Source organism: Streptomyces sp. S07_1.15 (assembly GCF_020739505.1).
GTDB lineage: Bacteria > Actinomycetota > Actinomycetes > Streptomycetales > Streptomycetaceae > Streptomyces > Streptomyces xinghaiensis.
This window is the reverse complement of the sequence record NZ_JAJBZK010000001.1, coordinates 666,067-691,067: the sequence shown is the minus strand read 5'-3', so window position 1 is coordinate 691,067 and position 25,001 is coordinate 666,067. Positions and strand designations below refer to the sequence as shown.

The window sequence follows — 25,001 nt, the reverse complement described above, 5'->3', positions numbered from 1 at the left end:
CGCGCTCACATCCTAGAGGGGTACATCCGTCCGGTTAAGGCCAACGCCCTTACCGGGCAAACCCGTTGGGGCGGCGGGTCAGAACGCCAGGTCACGCGGAGCGTGCTGGACCGTGATCCAGTGCGGGGTGGTGAACTCCTCGAAGACCCACTCGCCGCCGAACCGCCCCAGCCCGGACGCCTTCTCGCCGCCGAAGGCCGCGCGGACGTCGTCGTGCACGGTGGTGTCGTTGATATGCGTCATGCCGGCCTCGACGCGGGAGGCGAACCGCAGGCCCCGTTCCGGGTCGGCGGTGAACACCGCGCTCGACAGGCCGTACTCGGTGTCATTGGCCAGCCGCAGGGCGTCCTCCTCGCCGTCCGCCCGCACCAGCGTGGCCACCGGGCCGAAGACCTCCTCGGCCGCGGTGGCGACGTCATTGCGGCCGATCACCACATGCGGCGGCAGCACCCGCCCGGTGGGGCCCGACGGCTCGCCGGACAGGACCACCCGGGCACCCTGGGTGACGGAGCGGGCCACCTTGTCGCGCACACCCGCCAGCTGGGAGTCGTTGATCAGCGGGCCGATCTGCGTCCGCTCGTCGCGCGGGTCCCCGGCGCGCAGGGCGCGGGCCCGTTCGGTGAAGAGACCGGCGAAGTCGTCGAAACGGGACCCGTCGACGACGACGCGGTTGGTGGCCATGCAGATCTGCCCCTGGTGGAAGTAGCTGCCGTAGAGGGCGGCGTCCACCGCGGAGTCCAGATCGGCGTCGTCGAGGACGACCATCGGGCCGTTGCCGCCCAGCTCCAGGGCGAGCTTCTTCAGCCCCGCCCGGGCGGCGATGCGCCGCCCCACCGGCGTCGAACCGGTGAACGACACCACCCGCGGCACATGGTGCTCCACCATCCGGTCGCCGATCTCACCGCCGCTGCCCACGAGCACGCTGAGCAGGCCCGGCGGAAGTCCGGCCTCCTCGTAGATCTTCGCCAGCAGCAGACCACCGGTGACCGGGGTGTCACCGGCCGGTTTGAGGACGACGGCGTTGCCCGCCGCGAGCGCGGGAGCCACCGAGCGGTTGGAGAGAAAGGCCGGGAAGTTCCACGGGCTGATCACCGCCACGACCCCCACGGGCCGCCGGCGGATCAGGTTCTCCTTGCCCGGGACGTCCGCCGGCACCTCCGGCGGGGCGGGCTCCCGGTGGTCGGCCGCGAGCCGCGTCACGGCTTCGAGGATGCCGAGCTCCATGCCGACCCGGGCGGCGGTGGCCCCCGCCTCCCGGGTCAGCCAGCCGCCGGTCTCCGCCCGCCGCGCCGCCATGATCCGCGCCGCCCGGTCCAGGACGGCGGCCCGCTCCTCCTCCGGCAGGGCCGCCCAGCGGGGCTGCGCCTCCCGGGCCGCGCCGTAGGCCAGATCCACGTCGGACGGGGCCGCGAGCTGGATCTCGGTGAGCGTCTCACCGGTGTACGGGTCCGAGTCCGTCCCCACGCTGCCGGAACTGCCGGGCTGCCAGCGGCCCGCGAGGAACATGCGGTCGAATCCGGTGTACGGGGCGGGGGGTGTGGGCTCCGCGGACGGCATGGCTCTCTCCGCTCGGTCGTGCAGGGTGCAGGTGCCGGGGAAACGTGCAGGGTCCTCCCGGCGCGCACTAGGTGCCCGCCGGGACCGTGCCCGGGTGCCCCGGAAGCCGGGTGCCAACCCCGGCCCCGTCCGCAGCCGGTCGCACGGGGCGGCGGCGACCCGCGAGACTGGGGAGCCCGACGGGGAGCCGAGGAGACCGACCAGTCATGAGAAACCGCCGCGCCGGCCGGACCACCGGCGTCCCGCACCTCCGTCAGCGCCTTCGCCGGCACCCGCACCCGCGTCCTGGCCGGAGCTCCGGCACGGGCACCCGCACCCGTTCGCGCGCCGCCCTCCTCCTCACCGCCGTGCTGCTCCTCCTGCCGGCCGGGCCGGCGGGCTGCTCCGGCCCGGGGGCACGGCCGCCGGCCGACGGCTCCGCACCGGGCGCCGGGTCCCGCGCCCCGTCCGCCGCCACCGGAGGAGAAGAGGGGGCGGGGCACTGGCGGCCGGAGCCCGGCACACCCTGGCAGTGGCAGCTCAGCGGGCGGGTCGACACGAGCGTCGACGTCCCCGTCTACGACATCGACGGCTTCGAGAACGACGCGGAGACCGTCGCCCGGCTGCACGCCGACGGCCGCAAGGTCATCTGTTACATCAACGCGGGCGCCTGGGAGGACTTCCGTCCCGACCGTGACGACTTCCCCCGCGCGGTACGGGGCCGCGGCAACGGCTGGCCGGGGGAGCGCTGGCTGGACATCCGGCGGACCGCCGTGCTGCGCCCGCTGATGGCCCGCCGCATGGACATGTGCCGGGACAAGGGCTTCGACGCGGTGGAGCCCGACCTCATGGACGGCTACCTCAACCGCACCGGCTTCCCCCTCACCGCCCGCCACCAGCTCGCCTACAACCGGATGCTGGCGGAGCTCGCCCATGAGCGGGGCCTGGCCGTGGGGCTCAAGAACGACCTCCCGCAGATCCCCGAGCTCGTCGGCTCCTTCGACTTCGCGGTGAACGAGGAGTGCGCCGAGTTCGGCGAGTGCGCCGCCCTCACCCCCTTCGTCGAGCAGGACAAGGCGGTCTTCCACGCCGAGTACGCGCTGGACCCGGACGACTACTGTGCCGAGAGCCGGCGGCTGCGGCTGAGCTCTCTCCGGAAGAACCTCTCCCTGGACGCCTGGCTCCGCCCCTGCCCCTGACCCGGGCCCCGCTCCCGGCCTCGGCACCGTCCGCGACGCCCGGACCCGACCCGGGACCGTCCCGCGACGGTCCCGTCCCGTCACCTCCGGAGGGCAGGTGTGACGTTCCTCCCGCGGGTCCGGCCCGGTTTGGCGGAGCCGCCCGGTGCTCCGTAAAGTGCCGCCGGAGTGTGCGCACCCGGACGCACCGGAGCGGGAACGGAAGCGGCAGCGGCGATGACGGTGACAGACGACGGCCGGGCCGAGCCGGCGGAGCGGACCGAGCAGGCCGGGCAGGAGCACCCCGGCATCGACCCGGAGCGGCTGGCCGCGTGTCTCGGCGTGCTCGCGGAACTCGACGACCTGCCGCTGGACCACCCCGACGCCATCACGGTGCGCCGCGCCACCGCGGGGATCTACCGCACGGTGAAGCAGCGCCGCCGCCAGGAGCGCCGGGCCGCCAAGACGGCCAACGACAAGGCCGTCACCGAGGCCACCGCCACCGGATCCGCCGACCGCATCGACGACGAGACGGCCGGCATCCCCCTCGCCGCCTCCGCGGCCACGGAGATCGTCGGCGTCCTGGAACGCCCCCGGTCCTGCTACATCTGCAAGACCCGGTACCGCGAGGTGGACGCCTTCTACCACCAGCTCTGCCAGTCCTGCGCCAAGGAGAACCGCGCCCGCCGCGACGCCCGGACAGATCTGACGGGGCGGCGCGCCCTGCTCACCGGCGGCCGGGCCAAGATCGGCATGTACATCGCGCTGCGGCTGCTCCGTGACGGCGCGCACACCACCATCACCACCCGCTTCCCCAAGGACGCCGCCCGCCGCTTCTCGGCGATGCCCGACAGCGGGGACTGGCTCCACCGGCTCAAGATCGTCGGGATCGATCTGCGCGACCCGGCGCAGGTGGTGGCGCTGACGGACGCGGTGAGCGCCGAGGGCCCGCTGGACATCCTCATCAACAACGCCGCCCAGACCGTGCGCCGCTCCCCGGAGTCCTACGCCGAGCTGGTGGCCGGCGAGACCGCGCCGCTGCCGTCCGGCGGCCGTCTCGCGGAGCCCCTCGTCCTCGGCAGCTTCGGCAGCGGCGCCCAGCAGGCGCTGCCCGCCGCCGGGGACCGCGCCGGCATCACCCCGGACTCCCTCGCCACCCTGGCGCTGACCAGCGGCTCCGCCTCGCCCGCGCGGATCGAGGCCGGCAACGCCATCGACGCGGGCGGGCTCATCCCGGACCTCGCCGACACCAACAGCTGGATCCAGACGGTGAGCGAGGTGGAGCCGGTCGAGCTGCTGGAGGTGCAGCTCTGCAATGTCACCGCGCCGTTCATCCTGGTCAGCCGGTTGCGCCCGGCGATGGCCGCCTCGCCCGCGCGCCGCAAGTACGTGGTCAACGTCTCCGCCATGGAAGGGGTGTTCGGCCGGGGCTACAAGGGCGCCGGACATCCGCACACCAATATGGCGAAGGCCGCGCTGAACATGCTCACCCGCACCAGCGCCCAGGAGATGCTGGAGACCGACGGCATCCTCATGACGAGCGTCGACACCGGCTGGATCACCGACGAGCGCCCGCACCCGGACAAGATGCGGCTGGCCGAGGCCGGCTTCCACGCCCCGCTGGACCTGGTCGACGGCGCGGCCCGGGTCTACGACCCCATCGTCCGCGGTGAACTGGGCGAGGACCTGTACGGCTGCTTCCTGAAGGACTACGCCCCCTCCGGCTGGTGAGCCGGGTCCGGCGGCCGGGGGCGTTCCCGCGTACCCCGCGCCCCTGCGCCCCCGCGTTCCCGAGGGCTCGCGTCCTCGCGCCTTCGCCTCCTCCCCGCGCCCTCACCCGGAGGGGTGGGGCCGGCCGGCCGCCCGGGCCCTCCGGCGCTCCCCGCGCCGTCCGGATTTCCCGCCCGCCCGGCGTCCCGCCGCACGGACGCCGGGCCGCCCCAGCCGTCTCCGGTATCCGGATCCGGATATCCGCGAGCGCTTCCGCGCAGGTGGAGGTAGGGTGGACAGCAGACGGACAGCCTTCCGGTAAATGAAGCACCGAGACCCTCGGCCCGTCCCGGGACAGGCCAGCCACCATGGCCGCACTCCCGGTCCGCATCTCCGGCGCCACCGCGCCCGCAGTGACTTTCCACTAGCCCCATCGGGCGCCGGCGCCCGGCCACGTGCCTCTGGCTGCGCAGTTTCCCGGGCATACGGCGTTCGGTGCACCCGACACTAAGGAGTGCGCGGTGACAACCGAGAAGAAGACCAACCAGCTTCTGGCGGAACCCGAGGAGTACCCGGCCGCCCCCCAGAAGGAGCCCCGCAATCTGGACGTGTGGTCCAGGGTCGCCCCCATCCGGCTCGCCGGCTACGACGACGACCCGGCCGAATCCCACATCCTCCGCGGCATCGACTGATGCCGCAGGCCGTCCCCGTACGGCCGCCGACGACCCGCCGGGAGCACCCTGCCCGGCGGGTCCTCGCGTTTCACGCCCGCTTCCGGGGGCACCCGAGGCCCGTCCCGATGATCAGCTCAGCGGATCTGCACTGCAGTAACGGCGGACGGCGGAGGAACGGATGGGCGTGCGCAGCCGGATGCTCGAATGGCCGGTGTACCGGCAACTCACCGGAAAGGACCCACGGGGGCGCGGCGCAGCCGCCCGATCCCGGCACAGCGAACAGCTGACGGCCCGGACCGCCACGGCGGACCGGGCCGTCCAGTCGGTTCCGCCCCGGCTCGTCGCCGGCCACCGCGGACGCGCCGGCATCACCGCCCACACCGGTACGGAGGCCCGGTCATGACCGAGATCGACCTGAGGGACCTGCTGTCCGGACCGGAGGCCGACCCGGCCGGCGCGGCCGGGCACACCGGCCACCCCGAGCGGGTCGGCTTCTTCACCGACACCTCCGTCTGCATCGGCTGCAAGGCCTGCGAGGTGGCGTGCAAGGAGTGGAACGCCATCCCCGAGGACGGCCTGTCGCTGACCGGCATGTCGTACGACAACACCGGAGGGCTGGGTGGCTCCACCTGGCGTCACGTCGCGTTCATCGAGCAGAGCGCCGTCACCCGCGCCCCCGCGCCCCCGGAGCCCGCCGGCCCCGGGACGCCCGGGGCCGAGGTACCGCATCCCGGCGGCCGGACCGAGCTGCGCTGGCTGATGTCCTCCGACGTCTGCAAGCACTGCACGCACGCCGCCTGCCTCGACGTCTGCCCGACCGGCTCGCTCTTCCGCACCGAGTTCGGCACCGTCGTCGTGCAGGAGGACATCTGCAACGGCTGCGGCTACTGCGTGCCCGCCTGCCCGTACGGGGTCATCGAGCAACGGCCCAGCGACGGTCGGGCGTTCAAGTGCACGATGTGCTACGACCGGCTCGGCGAGGGCATGGAGCCGGCCTGCGCCAAGGCCTGCCCCACCGACTCCATCCAGTTCGGCCCGCTGGACGAACTCCGCGAGCGCGCCGCCGGGCGGGTGGAGCAGCTGCGCGAGGCCGGCGTCACGGACGCCCGCCTCTACGGCGAGGACCCGGAGGACGGGGTCGGCGGCGACGGCGCCTTCTTCCTCCTCCTCGACGAGCCCGAGGTCTACGGCCTGCCACCGGACCCGGTCGTGACCACCCGCGACCTGCCGCGGATGTGGACCCACGCGGGGGTGGCCGCGCTCTCCCTCCTCGGCGGGATCGCCACCGCCTTCCTGACGTCCCCGGCCGCGCGCCGGGGCACGGGCACCGCACGTACCGGCGTCTTCGGAAGGGGACTGGGCCGATGACGGACTCCGACGTCACCAAGGACGGCGTCCGGGGCGAGCGCGCGGGCCGCGAGGCCGTCCCGGACAGCCTGCGGCCCGGCGGCACCCCGGCGGAGCGCTCCGGCCCGGCGGCCGCCGGGGAGAGGGACCGGAAGCGGCGCCGCGGCAAGCGGCGCGGCGAGGAACCGATGGTGCCCCGCGCCGAGTTCGGGTCCTACTACGGCCGTCCCGTCATCAAGGCACCGGGCTGGGAGGCCACGGACATCGCCGGCTACTTCTTCGCCGGTGGGCTCGCCGGGGCCGGCTCCGTACTGGCCGCCGGGGCTCAGCTCAGCGGGCGCCCCGCCACCGCGAAGGCGATGAAGCTCTCCTCGCTGGCGGCCGTCACGGCCTCCACCGCCGCCCTCATCCACGACCTCGGCCGGCCGGAGCGGTTCGCCAACATGCTCCGCGTGTTCAAACCGACCTCCCCGATGAGCGTCGGCTCCTGGCTGCTCGCCGCCTACGGGCCCGCCGCCGGCGCCGCCGCCGTCCTGGAGACCACCGGACGCCTGCCGCGGATCAACGCGGCGGCCACCGGCACCGCGGCGCTGCTCGGGCCCGTCGTCGCCGCGTACACCGCGGTACTGGCCGCCGACACCGCCGTTCCCGCCTGGCACGAGGCCCACCGCGAACTGCCGTACGTCTTCGTCTCCTCGGCGACGGCCGCCGCCTCCGGCATGGCGCTGGCCGCCGCCCCGGTCCGGGAGAACGCCCCGGCCCGGCGCGCGGCCCTGCTCGCCGCCGCGGGCGAGGCCGCGGCCGTGCGGCTGAAGCGCCGCCGGCTCGGCATGATCGCCGAGACCTACGAACGGGGGAAGGCCGGAAAGCTGATGCGCGCCGCCGAACTCCTCACCGCGGGCGGGGCGCTGGGCGCCGCGGTGCTCGGCCGGCGGTACCAGAGCGCGGCGGCCGTGAGCGGCCTCGCGCTGCTCGCCGGCTCGGCCTGCACCCGCTTCGGGGTGTTCCACGCGGGCATCGCCTCGGCGGAGGACCCCGCGTACACCGTCGTCCCGCAGCGGGAACGGCGCGAACGGCGGGCGGCCGAGGCCGCCGCCCGGGTGGCCGGAGGGGCCGACGGGGATTCCGGCGCCCGGGACGGGCAAGACGGACAACACGGATAGCACGGACAGCACGGGGCGCTGACAGCACGGGCGGCCGGGACGGGCCGGACGGCCCGCACCGGAAGACCCGGACGCGCACGACGGCCACCGCCCGCGGAACGGCCCGCGGCACCGGCCGGCGTCCCCGGGGAGGCGCCGCGGCCGCACGGGGGACCCACGGCCGGTGCCCCCGCGCACGACCGGTCCGGCCGTCCCGCCGGCGGACCGGCACCACCGCGAGTAGGGAGAGAACGACCATGAGAGCCCTGACCTGGCACGGCAAGCGCGATGTGCGGGTGGAGACGGTCCCCGACCCGGTCATCCAGGACCCCACGGACGTCATCGTCCGGATCACCTCCACCGGCCTCTGCGGCTCGGACCTGCACCTCTACGAAGTCCTCGGGCCGTTCCTGGAACCGGGCGACATCCTCGGCCACGAACCCATGGGCGTGGTGGAGGAGACGGGCTCCGAGGTCACCGCCGTCAAGGCGGGCGACCGCGTCGTGATCCCGTTCAACGTCTCCTGCGGCACCTGCTGGATGTGCGGGCAGGGGCTGCACTCGCAGTGCGAGGCCACCCAGAACCGCGACCGGAACACCGGCGGAAGCCTGTTCGGCTACACCAAGCTCTACGGGCAGGTGCCCGGCGGCCAGGCTGAGTACCTGCGGGTGCCGTTCGGCAACACCCTGCCCATCAAGGTCCCGGACGGGCCGCCGGACGAGCGGTTCGTCTACCTCTCCGACGTCCTGCCCACCGCCTGGCAGGCCGTCGACTACGCGGCCGTGCCGCCCGGCGGCAGCCTGCTCGTCCTCGGCCTCGGCCCGATCGGCGACATGGCCTGCCGGATCGCCCGCCACCTGGGCGTGGAGAACGTCATCGGCGTCGACCGGGTCCCCGAGCGGCTGCGGCGCGCCGAGGACCGCGGTGTGCGGGTGCTCGGCCTGGACGAGCACGGCAAGGACCTGGGCGACACCGTCCGCGGACTCACCGGCGGCCGGGGCGCCGACGCCGTCATCGACGCCGTCGGCATGGAGGCGCACGGGGCGTCGGCGGCCAAGCTGGCCCACCAGATGGTCGGGATGCTGCCCGGAGCCGTCGCCGAGAAGCTGATGAGCCGCGCCGGGGTCGACCGGCTCGCCGCCCTCTACACGGCCATCGACGCGGTGCGGCGCGGCGGCACGATCTCGCTCAGCGGCGTCTACGGCGGGATGGCCGACCCGCTGCCGATGCTCACGCTGTTCGACAAGCAGGTGCAGCTGCGGATGGGCCAGGCCAATGTGCACCGCTGGGTGGGCGACATCCTGCCGCTGCTCACCGACGAGGACCCGCTGGGCGTGGAGAGCTTTGCCACCCACACCCTGCCCCTGGAGGACGCGCCGAAGGCCTACAGGACCTTCCAGGACAAGGGCGACGGGATGGTCAAGACCCTCTTCCGCCCCGGCGCCGTCTGACGGCGGACCGGGGACGGGCCCTCCGCGCACGGGCGGGCCCGGCGGCCGGTGATCCGGCCCGCCGGGCCCGCCCGTGCGCCGTTCCCGCCGCCGTCACCCGCCGTCGGACACCCGCTTGACGTCCGTGTCGCCGGGGCCCTCGCACAGTTCGCGCCGCTTGTGCCGCAGCCAGGCCGCGGGCAGGAACCAGCAGCCCGCGAACCACAGCAGCACGGCGGACGCCAGCCAGACCGCCACCGTGTCCTCCATGACGAACCGCAGGATCAGCGCCAGCGCGGCCCCCACGGTGACCAGCAGCAGCACCAGCCCGACCATGGTGAACCGCGAGGCCCACACCACCGTCTGCGGCTTGAGCCGGTAGCCGGTGACCATGCGGTGCAGGGTGACCGGGGCGATCAGCGCCCCCGTGGCCCCCGCCCCGCACATGATCGTGAAGACGTAGAGGTCCTTGCCGAACGGGTCGAGATCCGGGAAGCGCGGGGAGAACGCGGAGGTGAGCAGGAAGGCCAGAAGGATCTGGATGCCGGTCTGCGCGACCCGCACCTCCTGCAGCAGCTCGCCCCACTTCCGGTCGGCCTGCTCCTCCTTCGTCTCGTCGCGTCCGGTGGGCGGCTCATAGGCGTGGGGCATCGGGGCGGCTCCTCCTGCTGCGTCCCTCAGTTCGCGCCGACGGCGCCGAGGGTCTCGATACGGCGTTCCAGCGCCTCGACGGCACCGGGACGTGGTCCGGGTACCCGGTGACGCAGGGTGGCAAGCCGTGAAACGAGACTCCGGGCCGTATCACCGTCGCCCAACTGCTCCCAGCAGTGGTGCGCGCGGTCCACCGCGGCCACCACGTCCGGCCCGTCCTCCGGCTCCCCGGCGCCGAGCCGGGCGGAGGCCGCGGACAGCCAGAGTTCGCAGGAGCGGCCGAAGTCCCCGGCGAGACGGGCGAGATCGGCCCGCACCTCCAGCCAGTGCACCGCCTCGGCGGAGTCCGGGCCGTGGTGGCGCAGCGCGTGCTGCTCCCAGGCGGCGGCCATGGCGGCCGCCTCGCCGTGCCTCCCCTCGTGCGCGGCGGCGAGGATGGCCGGATGCGGGTCCTCCGGCGCGGCGGAGGCGGGCGCGGTGGAAACGGCGGGCGCCGGGGGACGGGACGGCCGGGGCGGCGCCGGGGTCTCCGGAGCCGGCCGGGCCGGCGGGACGGGGGAGCCGGCCGGGGCGGGCGCGGCCGCCCCGGACCGGGCCTCCGGTGCGGCGGTGCCGTGCCGGACTCCGGTGGGCGGCGCGGGAGATGCCCCCGCCGGGGTGCCCGCCTCCGGGGGGTGCGCCGGGCCGGGCGCGGAGGTGTCCGGCGCGGTGGGGCCGGCCGGGGCGGCGGGTGCCGGGTTCCCCGGGGGAACGTCCGGCAGGGGAGAGCTGTCCGGAGGGGCGGCGGCAGTCGCGGCGGTGCCGCCGCCGGGCGCGGCGTGCGGGCGGTCCGTGCTGTGCGGGTCGTGCGGGTGGTCCGTGCTGTGCGGGCTGTGCGGTGATCCGCCCGGCGGCGCCGGGTTCTCAGCTGGGGCGGGGGCGGCCGGGCCGCCGGTGCCCGGCGCGGACACCGGCGGGGCGGCGGGGTGCGGTGAGCCCGCACCGGCGGGCGCGGGCGGTGCCGGCCGGCCCGGGGAGGGCGGCGGGGGCGCCACGCCGGAGGGGAGAACGGGCAGCCCCGGGTACGCGCTCGCGGACCCCGTCGTGAGCGGGGTCAGCAGCCGGGCCTCGGCGGGCAGCCCGGCGCGGGCGACGGCGAGATCGTGGAGCTCCGCCGGGGACGGCCGGCCCGTGGCGGACCGGAGCAGCCCGGCGACGGCCCGGCTGTAGAGCGGCTCCGCCGGGGCCCGGCGGCCCGGCGGCGGGGACACCGCCCCGTACAGACCGGCCCCGGCCACCGCCAGCGCGGAAAGCGGCGGCAGCCGTTCCCAGGCGGCTTGGTCGGCCGTCAGATCGGCCAGCACCGTGGTGGTGCCCGGGGGCCGGAACTGGAGTTCGGCGGAGAGCCAGTGCCAGGGCAGCGCGGTGTAGCGGGCGGTCGCCGCCGTGGTGCGCGCCAGCGCCAGATGCGGCAGCTGCTGCCGCCGGTCCAGGGTGAGCTGCCCGATGAGCAGGACCAGCAGCGGTCCCGGAGCGGCCGCCGCGCTGCGCAGCCGGACCAGCACCACCTGCGGGTCGGCCGGTTCCACCAGCTCCACGACGCCGGCCGCGGCCGTGCCCGTGAGCACCTCCGGCCGCACCGCCGCCAGCGCGGGCAGCGCGGACGCCGCGTCCACCAGCCGGCCTCGCCCCACGGGTGCCGCCGCCAGCAGCAGCACGGCCCCCGGTACCGTTCCGTCCCCGATCATCGCCACCGGATCACCGTATCCGCTGTTCCCGGACCCGTACGAACAACGGCCGCGAATCCGCCGGTGCGAAGCCCCCGTTGCCGCCGCTCCGGCCGGCCGGGACGGGCCGGGGGCCGGCCGTTCACCCGGTGCCGGCGGGGGCGCGTCCCCGGCCCGGTCCGGGGATCACTCGTCCGGCCGCTCGGTCCCGGAGGGCTCCTCGGGGCGGCGGCCGGGTGCCAGATGATCCGTCAGACCCCCGGCGTGCCGGAGCAGCGAGCCGAAGAACGCCACGGAGTCCGGGCTTCCGGTGGCCCAGCGCGGCAGTTCGGCGCGCAGCCGGTCGTGCGTCTCGCCGACCGCGGCCGCCGTCTCGTCCAGCTCCCGCTCCCGCCGTCCGCCGTTCTCCTCGGCCACCCACCGGCCGTAGGCCCGCAGCACCCCCGCGACCTGGCGGAGGAAGGCGGCGTAGGGCTCCGCCACCCCCGCGTCCGGCCGCGGGCTCGGCCGTTTCTCGTCGGCGGCGTCCAGCAGGATGGCGGTCAGGGCGGTGAGGTGGCCGGACACCTCCTCCAGGGTGTGCAGCGTCTCGTCGTACCACGGCGCGAGCCGGACAGCCTCCGCCCGCTTGCGCCGCTCGGGGTTGAACCACGCGCTCTCCCGGGTCCACGCGACCGAGGACCGCACATCGCCGATGAGCCGGGGGAGCCGGCGGGCGCGGTCGTACCAGCCGCGGGCCCGGTCGTACTCCAGCGGCTCACCCAGACCGTCCGCGACCGCTTCCAGGGCGTCAGCCGCCTCGTCCACCACATTCCGTACGGCCTTGCGGGTGTCCCGCAGATACGCCGGCGGGCGCAGCAGCGCGTTGACGGCGACGGCCACACCGGCGCCGAGCAGCGCGGCCAGCACCCGCTCCCCGGCGACCACCGCCGTCGCCTCCCCGGAGGCGGTCACCGTGAACAGCGCCGAGGTCGCGCTGTAGATGCCCTGGTCGCCCAGGCGGGGCCAGTTGCCGGCGAGGATGGTCAGCGGCAGCACGACGGCCAGCGCAGCCACCGGATGGCCGAGCAGCGCCAGGGCGGCGGTGCCCAGCACGGTGCCGAGTGCGATCGCCGCGAGCTGCTGCGCGCCCCGCGCCATCGACCGGAAGACGGTGGCCTGCACCAGGACGAGGGCCACCCAGGGCGCCATCAGGGCGAGGGTGTCCGGCAGCAGCCAGGACGACAGCAGCCAGGCGAGGACGGCGGCCAGCGCGGACTTCAGGGACTGGACGAGAAGATCCCGTTCGCGTCCGGGCCCCGACCAGGCCCGGCGGGCGGACCGTGCCACGGCGGCCGCCTCCGCGCGGAGGAACCGGGACGGCGAGGGGGCGTGCGGGGAACGGCTGTGCGGCATACGGCTGTGCGGCATACGGGGTGTGTAGGGCATCACTCCTCCCCTGCCACGCGCGGTGGATCCGCACGCCTGCCGCACGGCGTGAGGAATCCCGCCGTACGGCGGTGGATGCCGGGCCGGATGCGGGGTACCCAGCGTGGACGTCCCAACCCGATCCGCAACGTTCCCGACGGGGAACCCGACGAGGAAGGCGACATGGATCTCGACCACTTGCACGAACTGGGGCAGCAACTGCGCGTCGACGCCGTCCGGGCCGCCGACGCCGCCGGATCCGGCCACCCCACGTCCTCGATGTCCGCCGCCGACCTGATGGCCGTCCTGCTGGCCCGCCACCTGCACTACGACTTCGACCGGCCGGACCACCCCGGCAACGACCACCTGGTCTTCTCCAAGGGCCACGCCTCGCCGCTGCTCTACGCCCTGTTCAAGGCGGCCGGCGCCATCGGCGACGACGAACTCCTGACCTTCCGCCGGCACGGCAGCCGCCTGGAGGGCCACCCCACGCCCCGGCTGCCCTGGGTGGACGTGGCCACCGGCTCGCTGGGCCAGGGCCTGCCGGTCGGCGTCGGCCTGGCCCTCGCCGGCAAGCGCCTGGACCGGCTGCCGTACCGCACCTGGGTGCTGTGCGGGGACAGCGAGCTGGCGGAGGGCTCGATGTGGGAGGCGTTCGAATACGCCGGCCACGAGGGCCTGGACAACCTGACCGCGATCGTCGACGTCAACCGGCTCGGCCAGCGCGGCCCCACCCGCCACGAATGGGACCTCGACGCCTACGCCCGGCGCATCCAGGCCTTCGGCTGGCACACCGTCGAGATCGACGGCCACGACCCCGCGGCCATCGAGGCCGCCTACGCCGAGGCGAAGGCCACCCCGCACCGTCCCACCGCCGTCATCGCCCGGACCCTCAAGGGACAGGGCGTGGACGCCGTGGAGGACCGCGAGGGCGCCCACGGCAAGCCGCTGCCGGACGCCGCCGAGGCCATCGCCGAACTGGGCGGGCCGCGCGCCCTGCGGGTCGACGTCCAGCCGCCCCCCGAGGTCCGCGAGTCGGAACGCCCCCTCGCCGACCTGCGGCTGCCGGGCTACGAGCCGGGCGAGGAGGTCGCCACCCGCGACGCCTACGGCCGCGCCCTGGCGGCGCTCGGCACGGCGCGCGGGGATGTCGTCGCCCTCGACGGCGAGGTCAGCGACTCCACCCGGGCCAAGTTCTTCGCCCAGGAGCACCCGGACCGGTTCATCGAGTGCTACATCGCCGAACAGCAGCTCGTCGCGGCGGCCGTCGGCGTCCGGGCCCGCGGCTGGGTCCCGTACGTCTCCACGTTCGGCGCCTTCCTCACCCGCGCCCACGACTTCCTGCGGATGGCCGCGGTCAGCGGGGCCGGGCTGTGCGTCGCCGGCTCGCACGCCGGGGTGGCCATCGGCCCGGACGGCCCCTCCCAGATGGCGCTGGAGGACCTCGCCATGCTCCGCGCGGTCCACGGCAGCACCGTCCTGTACCCCTGCGACCCGAACCAGACCGGCCGCCTGGTCTCGGCGATGTGCGACCGGCCCGGCATCAGCTATCTGCGCACGTCCCGCGACGCCTACCCGGGGCTCTACGGGCCCGAGGAGCCGTTCGCCATCGGCGGCAGCAAGGTGCTCCGCTCCTCCGGTGAGGACCAGGTGACCCTGGCCGCCGCCGGGGTCACCGTCCACGAGGCGCTGGCCGCCGCCGACCGGCTCGCCGAGGAGGGCATCGCCGCCCGCGTCATCGACCTCTACTCGGTGAAGCCCGTCGACGCCGAGACGCTGCACGAGGCCGCCCGCGACACCGGGCGGATCGTGACCGTCGAGGACCACCGGCCCGAGGGCGGGCTCGGCGACGCCGTGCTGGAGGCCTTCGCCGACGGCAGGCCCGTACCGCGGGTGGCCCGCCTCGGGGTCCGCACCATGCCCGACTCCGCCACCGCCGAGGAGCAGCTCGCCGCCGCCGGCATCGACCGGGAGGCGATCACCGCGGCCGCGCGGCGGCTGGTGGCCTCGGCCGGCTGATCCTCCGCCTCCCCGGCCCCCTTCCCCCTTCTCCCATTCGTTCTCGACCTGTTGAGGAGCAGCGCCGATGAGCAGCGTTCCGCACGGCGGCAGTGACGGCACCGGCACCACCGGCACCGGCGGGAAGGGGGGTGACGGCGCCGGTGGCGGCCTGCGCGTTGTGGTCGTCGGGGCCACCGGGAATGTCGGGACGAGTGTGGTGCGCGCCCTGAGCGAGGACCCGGCCGTCGGGTCCGTGCTCGGGCTCGCCCGGCGCCTGCCCGGCTGGTCGCCGCCGCGCACCCGGTGGGCGGCGGTCGACATCGGCGAGGACGCCGCCCTGGGCGACCTCACCCGGCACTTCCGGGGCGCCGACGCCGTCGTCCACCTCGCCTGGCTGTTCCAGCCGACGCACACCCCCGCGCTCACCTGGCGGACCAATGTCCTGGGCAGTCTCCGGGTGTTCGAGGCGGCGGCCGCGGCGGGCGTCCCCGCCCTGGTGTACGCCTCCTCCGTCGGGGCCTACTCGGCCGGGCCCAAGGACCGCCCCGTCGACGAGAGCTGGCCCACGCACGGCTGGCCGGAGGCCGCCTACTGCCGCGAGAAGTCATATATCGAACGGGCGCTCGACGTCCACGAGCGCGAGCACCCGCATATGCGGGTCGTGCGCATGCGGCCCGGTTTCCTCTTCAAGCCCGAGGCGGCCCCCCAGCAGCGCCGGCTCTTCGCCGGACCCCTGCTCTCCCGGCGGATGGCCCGCCCCGACCTGCTGCCCGTCGTCCCCGACCTGCCCGGTCTCCGCTTCCAGGCCCTGCACACCGACGACGCGGCCGAGGCCTACCGCCTCGCCGTCACCTCACCGGCCGCGCACGGCGCGTACAACCTGGCCGCGGACCCGCCGGTCGACGCCCCGATGCTCGCGGAGCTCTTCGGCGCCCGCGTCGTACGGATGCCCGCCTGGCCCGTGCGGTCCGGCCTGGCCGCGGCCTGGCGGCTGCATCTCGTGCCCGCCTCCCCGCAGCTCTTCGACGCGGTCCTGCGGCTGCCGCTCATGGACACCCGGCGCGCCGTGGAGGAACTGGGCTGGCACCCCCGGTACACCGCCCGGGAGGCGCTCATGGCCTTCGTGGACGGGCTGCGGGAGGAGCGCGGCATGGACACGGCGCCGCTCGCGCCGAGCCTGCCCGGCGGCGGCCGGGCCGCCGAGGTGGCGACGGGCGTCGGCGAGCGGCCCTGACCCACCGGGCGCGGGCCGGGCGGCGGGAGCCCTGTGCCCCCACCCGGCTCACTCCCAGAGAGCAGCGGCGCGCACCACCATGAAGACGGCGAAGAGCAGCACGACCGCCCCGATGAGGATGATCGGGCCCTTGCCCCAGCCCTTCGACGGGTTGTGCGGCAGATCCGCCGGCCCGGTCTCGGAGAGGCCGCCCTCCACGGGCGGCGTCTCCCCGGGCGGCACACCGCCGCCGGGCTCCAGACCGGTGGTGCTCCGGGGGTCGGGGTCCTGGTTCCGCTTCCTGTGGTTCATGCGCACCGAGTGCGCAGGGATCGCCGTCTCACACCTGCCGGTCCGGTCCGGTCGGGTACGCCCGCCCGCCGTGTCCGGTGACGGAACGGGGGTACGCGGGGAGGTGCCGGACGCGGCCCCGACGGAAGGAAGGACGGCAGGGATGACGCAAGCCACCGCCGGAGACGGGGCGGAGGGCACCGCGGCCACCCCCGCGGTGGGCGTGGTGATCGCCACCCGCAACCGGGCCGACTCCCTCGCCGTGACCCTGCGGAACCTGCTCGACCTGCCGGAACGCCCGGAGATCGTGGTCGTGGACAACGCCTCCACCGACCACACCCTGGCCATGGTCGCCGAGCGCTTCCCGGAGGTCCGGACGCTGCCGCTGGCGGTCAACCGCGGCGCCCTCGCCCGCAACGACGGGGTACGCGCCCTGGACACGCCCTATGTGGCCTTCAGCGACGACGACTCCTGGTGGCGCCCGGGCTCCCTCGCCCGCGCCGCCCGCATCCTGGACGCGCATCCCCGGCTCGGCCTGATCGCCGCCGGCACCCTCGTCGGGCCGGACGAGGAACCCGACCCGCTCAACGACGTCCTGGCCGCCTCCCCGCTGGGCCGCGTCCACGACCTGCCCGGCCCGCAGGTGCTCGGCTACCTCGGCTGCGCCGCCGTCACCCGGCGGGAGGCCTACCTCGACGCCGGCGGTTACCACCCGGTGCTGTTCTTCGGCGGCGAGGAGACCCTGCTCGCCTACGATCTGGCGGCCCGCGGCTGGGGGGTGGCGTACTGCCCCGAGGTGGTGGCCCACCACCACCCGGCCGGCGGTCCGCGCGCCGGCCGCCGCGCCCGGGTGCTCCGCAACGAACTGCTGACCGCGTGGCTGCGCCGCCCGCTGCCGACGGCCCTGCGGCGCACGGCCCGGCTCGCCGTCGCGGCCCGCTCCGACATCTCCGCACGGGAGGCGCTGAGCGGCGCCCTCGCCCGGCTCCCCGCCTCCCTCCGGTTCCGTGATCCGCTGCCGCCGTACCTGGAGCGCGCCGTCCGGCGGCTGGAGGGGCAGCGAGCCTCGTGACCCGCGACCGCGCCACCCCCGGCGCCCCGGACACCCCGCACCACGGCGGCCGGCCCGCGGTGCCCCCGGCGTCCCCGCCCGGACCGGAAGGCCGGAGCGGCACCCGCCAGGGCACGGCGGGCGGGGAGACCGCGCCCGGCGCGCCGGGCGGAGGGGCCCCGGACGCCGTGAGCGGGACCCCGGGCACCGCGGGCCGTGCCCGGTCCGGCCGTCGTCCCGGGCGCGGGGCCGACCGGCGCACCACCGTCGTCGTCATCACCCGCGACCGGCGGGACGAACTGCTGCACACCCTCGCCCGGCTGGCCGCGCTCCCCGAGGAGCCGCCGGTCATCGTCGTCGACAACGGTTCCACGGACGGCACGGCCGGCGCCGTCGCCCGGGAGCACCCCTGGGTACGGCTGCTGCGCCCCGGGCGCAATCTGGGCGCGGTGGGCCGCAATCTGGCGGTGCGCGAGGTCGGCACCCCCTATGTCGCCTTCTGCGACGACGACTCCTGGTGGGCCCCCGGCTCGCTCGCCGCCTCGGCGGACCTCCTCGACGCCCACCCGGGGCTGGCCGGGGTCACGGCGCGTATCGTCGTCGAACCCGCCGGCACCGAGGACCCGATCGTCGCCGAGCTGCGCGACTCGCCCCTCGACGGACCGGACTGGCTGCCCGGCCCCGCCCTCGGCTCCTTCCTCGCCGCCGCCACCACCCTCCGCACCGACGCCTTCCGCGCGGCAGGCGGCTTCTCGCCCCGGCTGTGGCTCGGCGGCGAGGAGGAGCTGCTCGCCACCGATCTGGCCGCCCGCGGCTGGTGGCTCGTCTACGCCGAGCGGGCCACCGTCCACCACGCGCCGTCCACGGCGCGGGACGCGACCGGCCGCCGGGTGGACGGCCTCCGCAACACCCTCTGGTTCTCCTGGCTCCGGCGGCCCTGGCCGGCCGCGGCGCGCCGCACTCTCCAGCTGGCCCGGACCGTCCCGCGCGACCGGCCCTCCCTGCGCGCGTTCGGGCTGGCGCTCGCCGGGCTGCCGTGGGTCCTGCGCGAGCGGCGGACCGTACCGGAGGCCGTGGAGAGCGGACTGCGCCTGCTGGAGGAGGAGCAGCGCCGTTCCACGGCCCGCCGCTACGTCGGCTGAGCCCGGCCGGGGTCCGGCCCCGCCGGACCCCGGCCGGGCCGGACCGGTCGCCCCGGACGGGTTACGGAAGGGCCCGCGGCGGTCACCCGGACAGGAGTGAGCGGCTCCGGTCCGCGGGGCCGCGGAACCCTCAGGAATCGTCACAAGGCGGTGCTCACCATGCGCTACGAAGAACTCACCGGAAAGGTGCAGGCCAGTGCCCGGCTCCCGGACCGGCAGTCGGCCGAGCGGGCCCTCGGGGCCACCCTGGAAACGCTTGCCGAACGGGTGCCGGACGGGCTGGCCGACCACCTTGCGGCACAGTTCCCGGAAGGGGCCGCCGAGGCCGTGCGGCGGATCACCGCCGCGCACGAGGCCGCGCCCCGGCAGCGCGAGTACAGCCGCGACCACGGCGAGCGCTTCGACATCACCTCGTTCGCGGGGCGGGTCGCCTGGCGCAGCGGGCACTCCGAGGAGGAGGCGCTGCGGGAGGCGGCGGCTGTCCTGGAGGTGCTCGACGCGGCCGTCAGCCCGGAGCTGATGCACAAGCTGACGGCGGTCCTCCCGCGCGACATCGGCGAACTGCTGCCCGAGGCGCGGGCCGGGGAGAGCGGCCCCCGGGGCTGACCCCCGTCCCGGCCGGACCCGCCGGCCCTCCCGGGCCGCCCTACAACGTACGGAGGAACCATGCCTCAGGAGGACCGCGGCCGCGGCCGCACCCGGCAGGGTCCGGAGGACGGGGGCCCGGTGCCCCGGTCCCGCTCCGGTGTCGTCGGCCGGCGCTGGGAGCGCACCGGCGAGGAACCCGTCACGGCGCGCAGCGCGCTCGGCCTGCGGCTGCTGCTGGCCGCCGTCTACACCCCGCTCTTCCTCGCCGGCGCGATCCTGTTCGCCCTCTGGTCGGCGTCGGCCGATGCCGACTCCACGCCCAGCAGCGGGTCGCTGGCCCTGATCGCCGGCATCTGCGCCGTCCTCGCCGTCCTCGCGGCGCTCGACCTGCTGGTCGTGGTGCGCCGGCGGCGGCGCGAGCGGAACGGCCGGCACCGGGGCTGAGCGGGCCGGGCCCCCGCCGGCGCCGCGGGGCCCGGCTCCCCGCCGCGGCCGTGCGGGGATTCGCCCCGCCCGTCGGGGGAACCCGCAGGCAACAGAGCAGGACGAACCGTGACGCCGAGCAGGAAGCGAACTGGACGCCACCATGAGCCGACCGCGCATCGTCATCGTCGGAGCCGGCTTCGCCGGTTACCAGACCGCCCGTACGCTCTCCCGCCTCGCCAAGGGGGCGGCGGAGATCGTGCTGGTCAACCCGCACGACTACTTCCTCTACGTACCGCTGCTGCCGGAAGTGGCGACCGGCATCCTCGAACCGCGCCGGATCTCGGTGTCCATCCCGGGCACGCTGCCGGACGTACGGCTCATGCTCGGCGAGGCCGACCACGTCGATCTGGACGGGCGCCGGGTCGGCCTGGTCGACCCGGAGGGCAACCGCCGCGAGGTCTCGTACGACCGGCTCGTGCTCTCCGCGGGCAGCGTCAACAAGCTGCTGCCGATCCCGGGGGTCACCGAACACGCGCACGGCTTCCGCGGTATGCCCGAGGCGCTCTATCTGCGCGATCACATGACCCGCCAGATCGAACTGGCCGACGTCACCGACGACCCCGCCGAACGGGACGCGCGCTGCACCTTCGTGGTGGTCGGCGCCGGCTACACCGGTACCGAGGTCGCCTCCCACGGCAAGCTGTTCACCGACGAACTCGCACGGCACCAGCCCTCGCTGCGCGACCGCGAACCGCCCCGCTGGATGCTCCTGGACATCGCCCCGCGGGTGCTGCCCGGACTGCCCGGGCACATGGCCGGGACGGCGGAGCGGGTGCTGACGCGGCGGGGGGTCGAGGTCGCCATGGGCGTCTCGGTCGCCGAGGCCACCAAGGAGGGCGTGCGCCTCACCGACGACCGCTTCGTCCCGACCCACTCGCTGATCTGGTGCGTCGGCGTCCGGCCCGACCCGCTCGTCGGCGATCTCGGCCTGCCCACCGAGAAGGGGCGGCTCTGTGTCGACGAGTACCTCAACGTCCCCGGCCACCCCGAGGTGTTCGCCTGCGGTGACGCCGCGGCCGTGCCCGACCTCACCCAGCCCGGCGAGATCACCCCGATGACCGCCCAGCACGCCTGGCGGCAGGGGAAGACCGCCGCGCAGAACATCGCGGCCTCCTATGGCAAGGGCGAACGCAGCCCGTACCGCCACCGCGACCTGGGCTTCGTGGTGGACCTGGGCGGTTTCCAGGCGGCGGCCAACCCGCTCCGGGTACCGCTGTCCGGGCCCGTCGCCAAGGCCGTCACCCGTGGCTACCATCTGGCCGCGATGCCGGGCAACCGGGTCCGTACCGGCGCCGACTGGCTGCTGGACGCGGCCCTGTCGCGGCAGGCGGTGCAGATGGGTCTGGTCCGCTCCGACGCGGTGCCGCTGGAGAACTCCTCGCCCGAACTCCCGGTACGGACCTACGCCTGACCGGGTCCGGCCCGGCGCCTCCGGCGCCCCGGGCGGCCGCCGCGCACGGAAACGCGGTCGCCGTCCGGGGCGCCGCCGCGTGATGATGGCGTCCATGCACATCAGAGAAGCCACCCCGGACGACTGGCCCGCCATCTGGCCGTTCCTGCGCGAGATCGTCGCCGCGGGGGAGACCTACACCTACCCCCGCGACCTCGACGAGGCGGCGGCCCGCGAGCTCTGGATGCTCCGGCCGCCGGGCCGCACCGTCGTGGCCGTGGACGAGGACGGCGCCGTCCTCGGCACCGCCAAGACGAACCCCAACCACATGGGCGGCGCCTCGCACATCGCCGGTGCCAGCTTCATGGTCGACCCGGCGGCGGCCGGGCGGGGTGTGGGCCGCGCGCTCGGCGAACACGTGATCGCGTGGGCGCGCGCCGAGGGCTACCGGGCGATGCAGTTCAACGCCGTGGTGGAGAGCAACACCCGGGCCGTCGCGCTCTGGCGGTCCCTGGGCTTCGAGATTCTGGGCACCCTGCCCGAGGGCTTCCACCATCCCGTGAAGGGCTATGTGGGGCTGCACATCATGCACCGCCGCCTCTGACCGCGGAACGGGCCCCGCCGTGAACCCCGTTTTCCGGCGAACGGGCGTGCCCGGGCGCACAGTTCACCGCGCTGGGGGAGCCTCGTCCGACCGGCGGTTCATCACTCTCCGTAAGGGAACGGTTGTGCGGAGCACGGGTTCTCCAAGCGCTCCTTGAGCGTTTCCTTATGGGTACTTTAAGAATCGCTCCTCTGAGCGATTGCGCGCGACCGGGGCCCTAGGGTCGGGAACGCGTCGGCGAGGTCACCGCCGGCGGTCCCGGTCCGTACGGCCCGCGCACGCGAGCGCGGGCCGTCCGGACAACAGGTCCGGAGGTTCCCCCCATGAGATCCCGCCACCGCAAGCGCCGTTCCGTACCGCTGCGCCCCATCGCCCTGGCGACCGGCGCGCTCACGGTCATGGCGGGCGTCGGCGCGGGACTCGCCCTGGACGACGACGGCCCCGCGACCGTGGCCTCCGAGCCCCGGTCCGCGGCCGGGAGCGACGCCTCCCCGGCATCCCCCACGGCCGGGGAGACGACGGCGTCCCCCTCCCCGTCCGCCACCCGGCGCAGCCCGTCGCCGAAGGCGGAGAAGAGCAAGAGCACCGCCGCCCCGCGGCCGGACCGTACGACGGCGAAGGCGGACCGGCAGACCGTGCGGAAGAGCACCCCCACCCGGGCGCCGGAGCCCGCGAAGACCGCCGAGCAGCCCGCCAAGGCCCCGGAGACGGCCGCGACCGGCGTCGCCGGAGAGGTCCTGAGCCTCGTCAACAAAGCCCGCGCGAGCGCCGGCTGCGGGCCGGTGAGCGCCGACGAACGGCTGGACAGCGCCGCCGAGAAGTACAGCAGCGCCATGGCGTCCAGCGGGAACTTCTCGCACACCGGCACCGACGGGTCGACCGTCGCCCAGCGCGTCGAACGCGAGGGCTACACCTGGTCCGCCGTCGGCGAGAACATAGCGAAGGGCCAGCCGGACGCGGCCGCCGTCATGGACGGCTGGATGAACAGCGAAGGCCACCGGGCGAACATCCTCAACTGCGACTTCAAGGAAATGGGCCTCGGTGTCCACGAGAGCGGCGGCCCCTGGTGGACCCAGGTCTTCGCCACCGGCCGCTGACGGGGCCGCCCAACCCCGGGGGCGGCGTCCTCCGGCCCGATGTCCTCCCGGCGGCCGCCGCACCGTCCCGGTCCCGCGCACGGCCCGCGCCGCGTACGCCGCGCGGGCCGTCCGGCCGCGGGCCTCAGCCGGCCGGCCCGCCCCGGTCCGGGGTCGTCCGCTTCCCCCGCCGCGCCGCCGCGCGGACGGCCCGCGAGGCCCGGGACGGCGTGCCCGCCGGCGGCACGGCGGCCGCCAGGCCGAGCTCGACCCGCACCCGGGCACCGCCCAGCGGGCCGCGGCCGATCGTGAGGTCACCGCGTGTCGTCCGTGCCGCCCGGAGCGCGATGTCCAGCCCCAGGCCCGTCGAGCCGCCGACGCTCACCCCGCGCTCCAGGGCCAGATCCGGGTCCGCGATGCCGGGGCCCGCGTCGTCCACGCAGAGGACCACCGACCCCGCGGTCCGTTCCACCTCCACCGCGAACGCCGTCCCCTCCGGCGTGTGCTGGAAGACATTGCCGATCAGCGCGTCCACGACCGCCGCCAGATCGTCGTACGGCAGCCGCACCGGAGTCGGCTCGTCGGTGACCTCCAGCCCGCAGGGCCGGCCCTGCTGACCGGCGAGGACCGCCCAGAACTCCACCCGCCGCCGCACCACACCGGACACCTCGCAGCGGCTCCCGGCGGCCCCGTCCCCGCTTGCGCCCCCGTCACCGTCTCCGTTCGGGTCTCCGTTCGGGTCCCCGCCACCGTCCGCCGCCCCGCCGCCCGGCGGCCCCACCGCCAGCGGGCTGCGCGCGGCGGAGATGATCGAGTCGATCTCGGTCTGCAGATGCGTGATCGCGGCCGTCAGCCGCTCCGATCCCGGGGCCGAACCCATCCGCTCCGCCTCCAGCCGGAGCGCCGTCAGCGGGGTGCGGAGCCGGTGCGACAGATCCGCCACCAGCTCCCGCTCCGTCGCCAGCAGCCCGACCACCCGGTCCGCCATCGAGTTGAACGCCCGCCCCGCCTCCTTCAGCTCCGGCGGCCCGGCCGGTTCCACCCGGATGCCGAGGTCCCCCTCGCCGAGCGCGTTCGAGGCCCGGGACAGCTCCCGGGAGGACCGGACGACGCGGGCGCCCAGCCGGTCGGCGACCAGCACCGAGCCCGCCACCAGCCCCACCGCCAGCAGCGACATCACCCCCCAGGACAGCACCACGCCGCGGGTGAGCGCGGAACGCGGCACGAAGGACTCCACGACCGCGACCCGGTCCCCGGCGAGGATCACCGGCTGCAGGTACACCCAGCCGTCGTCGGTGTCCATGGCGAGCGTCTCCCGCTCCCGCTCGGCACGCGCCAGCGCGGACGCCGGCGCGTGCCGGTCCCCGATCACCTCGCCGTCCGGCAGATGGACCGCCAGCCGCCGCTCCGAGTCCAGGCCCGAGACGGCCTGCTGCACATCGCGGGAGCGGGTGGTCAGCGCCAGCACGGGAGCCAGGGCCGAGGCCCGCTGTTCCGCCTCCGTCGTGGAGCGGGCCCGCGCCTCGGACTGCACCAGGAGCGCCAGCGGGATCAGGAAGGAGAGCGCCACCATGGACGTCACCGCCAGCGCGACACCGGCCAGGGCCCGTCTCATCGCGGGGCCACCAGCTTGATCCCGATGCCGCGCACCGTGTGCAGATAGCGTGGCTGCGAGGCCCGTTCGCCCAGTTTGCGGCGGAGTGCGGAGAGATGGACGTCTATGGTCTGGTCCTCCACATACGGCTGCCGCCAGACGTCGGCGAGGATGCGGCGCCGGGAGACGACCTGGTCGGCGTGGGCCGCCAGATAGGCCAGCAGATCGAACTCGCGCCGGGTGAGCCGCAGCTCCCGCCCCGCCAGCCGGGCCGTACGGGCCGGCGGGTCGACCACCAGGTCACCCACCCGTACCGTGCGCGCCGCGGCCCCGCCGGCCGCCGGGCCGCCGGGAAGCCCGCCCGGGAGCCCTCCGGCCGCGTCGGAGCCGGGGGAGGGGAGCGCGGCGGCCGGGGGAGCGGTACGGCGCAGCACCGCGCCGATCCGGGCGGCGAGCTGCTCGCCGGAGAAGGGCTTGACCAGATAGTCGTCGGCTCCCGCGTTGAGCAGCTTGACGACCTCGGCGTCGTCGTCCCGGGCCGTGGCGACGACCACCGGCACCCGGGAGATCCCCCGCATCATCCGCAGCACGTCGGTGCCGTCCAGGTCCGGCAGCCCGAGGTCGAGCACGACGACGTCCGGCGGCCGGGCGGTGATCTCCCGCAGCGCCTCGAAGCCCGCGGCGGCGCTGTGCACCACATGGCCGTGCGCGGAGAGCACCTCGATGAGCGCGGTGCGTATGACGGGGTCGTCCTCGACGACCAGGACGGAAGCCATGGCTCTGC

23 protein-coding genes are annotated in these 25,001 nt (G+C 75.6%); 16 read left to right on the top strand and 7 right to left on the bottom strand.

The window, feature by feature from the left end:
* Nucleotides 1–78 precede the first annotated feature (78 nt).
* Complete coding sequence (locus tag LIX60_RS02965; protein WP_227957064.1) at nucleotides 79–1,557, bottom strand: aldehyde dehydrogenase family protein; 1,479 nt, start codon at nucleotides 1,555–1,557, stop codon at nucleotides 79–81.
* Between the two features lie 206 nt (nucleotides 1,558–1,763).
* Here LIX60_RS02965 and LIX60_RS02960 point away from each other — a divergent pair, with 206 nt between their 5' ends.
* The 7 genes from LIX60_RS02960 (at nucleotide 1,764) to LIX60_RS02930 (ending at nucleotide 9,038) form a co-directional block, all read left to right on the top strand.
* Nucleotides 1,764–2,735 (top strand): endo alpha-1,4 polygalactosaminidase, encoded by a 972-nt coding sequence (locus LIX60_RS02960; protein WP_308101078.1) that lies wholly within the window; start codon nucleotides 1,764–1,766, stop codon nucleotides 2,733–2,735.
* 216 nt (nucleotides 2,736–2,951) lie between these two features.
* Nucleotides 2,952–4,445 carry an SDR family oxidoreductase gene (locus LIX60_RS02955; protein ID WP_227957063.1) on the top strand — a complete coding sequence of 498 codons (1,494 nt, stop codon included), beginning with the start codon at nucleotides 2,952–2,954 and terminating at the stop codon, nucleotides 4,443–4,445.
* A gap of 500 nt (nucleotides 4,446–4,945) precedes the next feature.
* On the top strand, nucleotides 4,946–5,116 hold the full coding sequence (locus LIX60_RS02950) for a hypothetical protein (protein WP_227957062.1): 171 nt from the start codon (nucleotides 4,946–4,948) through the stop codon (nucleotides 5,114–5,116).
* A 160-nt stretch (nucleotides 5,117–5,276) separates the two neighbouring features.
* Nucleotides 5,277–5,501: a hypothetical protein gene (locus LIX60_RS02945; protein WP_308102117.1), complete on the top strand. Its 225-nt coding sequence runs from the start codon at nucleotides 5,277–5,279 to the stop codon at nucleotides 5,499–5,501.
* Nucleotides 5,498–6,466: a 4Fe-4S dicluster domain-containing protein gene (locus LIX60_RS02940; protein WP_227957061.1), complete on the top strand. Its 969-nt coding sequence runs from the start codon at nucleotides 5,498–5,500 to the stop codon at nucleotides 6,464–6,466. Before LIX60_RS02945 ends, LIX60_RS02940 begins: the two co-directional genes overlap by 4 nt.
* Complete coding sequence (nrfD, locus tag LIX60_RS02935; RefSeq protein WP_227957060.1) at nucleotides 6,463–7,608, top strand: NrfD/PsrC family molybdoenzyme membrane anchor subunit; 1,146 nt, start codon at nucleotides 6,463–6,465, stop codon at nucleotides 7,606–7,608. The genes LIX60_RS02940 and nrfD overlap by 4 nt, the downstream gene beginning before the upstream one ends.
* 236 nt (nucleotides 7,609–7,844) lie before the next feature.
* On the top strand, nucleotides 7,845–9,038 hold the full coding sequence (locus LIX60_RS02930; RefSeq protein ID WP_227957059.1) for an alcohol dehydrogenase catalytic domain-containing protein: 1,194 nt from the start codon (nucleotides 7,845–7,847) through the stop codon (nucleotides 9,036–9,038).
* A gap of 93 nt (nucleotides 9,039–9,131) precedes the next feature.
* Here LIX60_RS02930 and LIX60_RS02925 read toward each other — a convergent pair whose 3' ends face one another.
* The 3 genes from LIX60_RS02925 to LIX60_RS02915 form a co-directional block, all read right to left on the bottom strand.
* Nucleotides 9,132–9,668 (bottom strand): DUF6328 family protein, encoded by a 537-nt coding sequence (locus tag LIX60_RS02925; RefSeq protein WP_227957058.1) that lies wholly within the window; start codon nucleotides 9,666–9,668, stop codon nucleotides 9,132–9,134.
* 26 nt (nucleotides 9,669–9,694) lie between these two features.
* Nucleotides 9,695–11,395, bottom strand: a complete 1,701-nt coding sequence (locus tag LIX60_RS02920; RefSeq protein ID WP_227962598.1) for a hypothetical protein — start codon at nucleotides 11,393–11,395, stop codon at nucleotides 9,695–9,697.
* Nucleotides 11,396–11,560: 165 nt separating this feature from the next.
* Nucleotides 11,561–12,802 carry an aromatic acid exporter family protein gene (locus LIX60_RS02915; RefSeq protein ID WP_227957057.1) on the bottom strand — a complete coding sequence of 414 codons (1,242 nt, stop codon included), beginning with the start codon at nucleotides 12,800–12,802 and terminating at the stop codon, nucleotides 11,561–11,563.
* Between the two features lie 162 nt (nucleotides 12,803–12,964).
* On the opposite strand from LIX60_RS02915, the gene LIX60_RS02910 reads away from it, so the two are divergent.
* Both LIX60_RS02910 and LIX60_RS02905 read left to right on the top strand, forming a co-directional pair.
* Nucleotides 12,965–14,800 (top strand): transketolase, encoded by a 1,836-nt coding sequence (locus LIX60_RS02910; protein WP_227957056.1) that lies wholly within the window; start codon nucleotides 12,965–12,967, stop codon nucleotides 14,798–14,800.
* 67 nt (nucleotides 14,801–14,867) lie between these two features.
* Nucleotides 14,868–16,016, top strand: a complete 1,149-nt coding sequence (locus tag LIX60_RS02905) for an NAD-dependent epimerase/dehydratase family protein (RefSeq protein ID WP_227957055.1) — start codon at nucleotides 14,868–14,870, stop codon at nucleotides 16,014–16,016.
* Nucleotides 16,017–16,064: 48 nt separating this feature from the next.
* On the opposite strand, the gene LIX60_RS02900 is transcribed toward LIX60_RS02905, so the two are convergent.
* The gene (locus LIX60_RS02900; RefSeq protein WP_125625637.1) at nucleotides 16,065–16,307 is read right to left on the bottom strand and encodes a DUF6480 family protein; all 243 of its coding nucleotides are present in this window, start codon (nucleotides 16,305–16,307) and stop codon (nucleotides 16,065–16,067) included.
* A 142-nt stretch (nucleotides 16,308–16,449) separates the two neighbouring features.
* On the opposite strand from LIX60_RS02900, the gene LIX60_RS02895 reads away from it, so the two are divergent.
* The 7 genes from LIX60_RS02895 (at nucleotide 16,450) to LIX60_RS02865 (ending at nucleotide 22,644) form a co-directional block, all read left to right on the top strand.
* Complete coding sequence (locus tag LIX60_RS02895) at nucleotides 16,450–17,358, top strand: glycosyltransferase family 2 protein (RefSeq protein WP_227957054.1); 909 nt, start codon at nucleotides 16,450–16,452, stop codon at nucleotides 17,356–17,358.
* 254 nt (nucleotides 17,359–17,612) lie between these two features.
* Entirely contained in the window at nucleotides 17,613–18,479 is an 867-nt protein-coding gene (locus LIX60_RS02890) for a glycosyltransferase family 2 protein (RefSeq protein WP_374117953.1), read from the top strand.
* 159 nt (nucleotides 18,480–18,638) lie between these two features.
* A complete protein-coding gene (locus tag LIX60_RS02885; protein ID WP_227957053.1) occupies nucleotides 18,639–19,085 on the top strand; it encodes a DUF2267 domain-containing protein in 447 nt (148 codons plus the stop codon).
* 60 nt (nucleotides 19,086–19,145) lie between these two features.
* Nucleotides 19,146–19,511, top strand: a complete 366-nt coding sequence (locus tag LIX60_RS02880; RefSeq protein ID WP_227957052.1) for a DUF6343 family protein — start codon at nucleotides 19,146–19,148, stop codon at nucleotides 19,509–19,511.
* Between the two features lie 142 nt (nucleotides 19,512–19,653).
* On the top strand, nucleotides 19,654–20,964 hold the full coding sequence (locus LIX60_RS02875; protein WP_227957051.1) for an NAD(P)/FAD-dependent oxidoreductase: 1,311 nt from the start codon (nucleotides 19,654–19,656) through the stop codon (nucleotides 20,962–20,964).
* A 94-nt stretch (nucleotides 20,965–21,058) separates the two neighbouring features.
* On the top strand, nucleotides 21,059–21,547 hold the full coding sequence (locus tag LIX60_RS02870) for a GNAT family N-acetyltransferase (RefSeq protein ID WP_227957050.1): 489 nt from the start codon (nucleotides 21,059–21,061) through the stop codon (nucleotides 21,545–21,547).
* A 323-nt stretch (nucleotides 21,548–21,870) separates the two neighbouring features.
* Nucleotides 21,871–22,644, top strand: coding sequence for a CAP domain-containing protein (locus LIX60_RS02865; protein WP_227957049.1), 774 nt, complete (start codon nucleotides 21,871–21,873; stop codon nucleotides 22,642–22,644).
* A gap of 124 nt (nucleotides 22,645–22,768) precedes the next feature.
* On the opposite strand, the gene LIX60_RS02860 is transcribed toward LIX60_RS02865, so the two are convergent.
* Both LIX60_RS02860 and LIX60_RS02855 read right to left on the bottom strand, forming a co-directional pair.
* Complete coding sequence (locus tag LIX60_RS02860) at nucleotides 22,769–24,238, bottom strand: HAMP domain-containing sensor histidine kinase (RefSeq protein WP_227957048.1); 1,470 nt, start codon at nucleotides 24,236–24,238, stop codon at nucleotides 22,769–22,771.
* A complete protein-coding gene (locus LIX60_RS02855; RefSeq protein ID WP_227957047.1) occupies nucleotides 24,235–24,993 on the bottom strand; it encodes a response regulator transcription factor in 759 nt (252 codons plus the stop codon). Before LIX60_RS02855 ends, LIX60_RS02860 begins: the two co-directional genes overlap by 4 nt.
* Nucleotides 24,994–25,001: the final 8 nt, after the last annotated feature.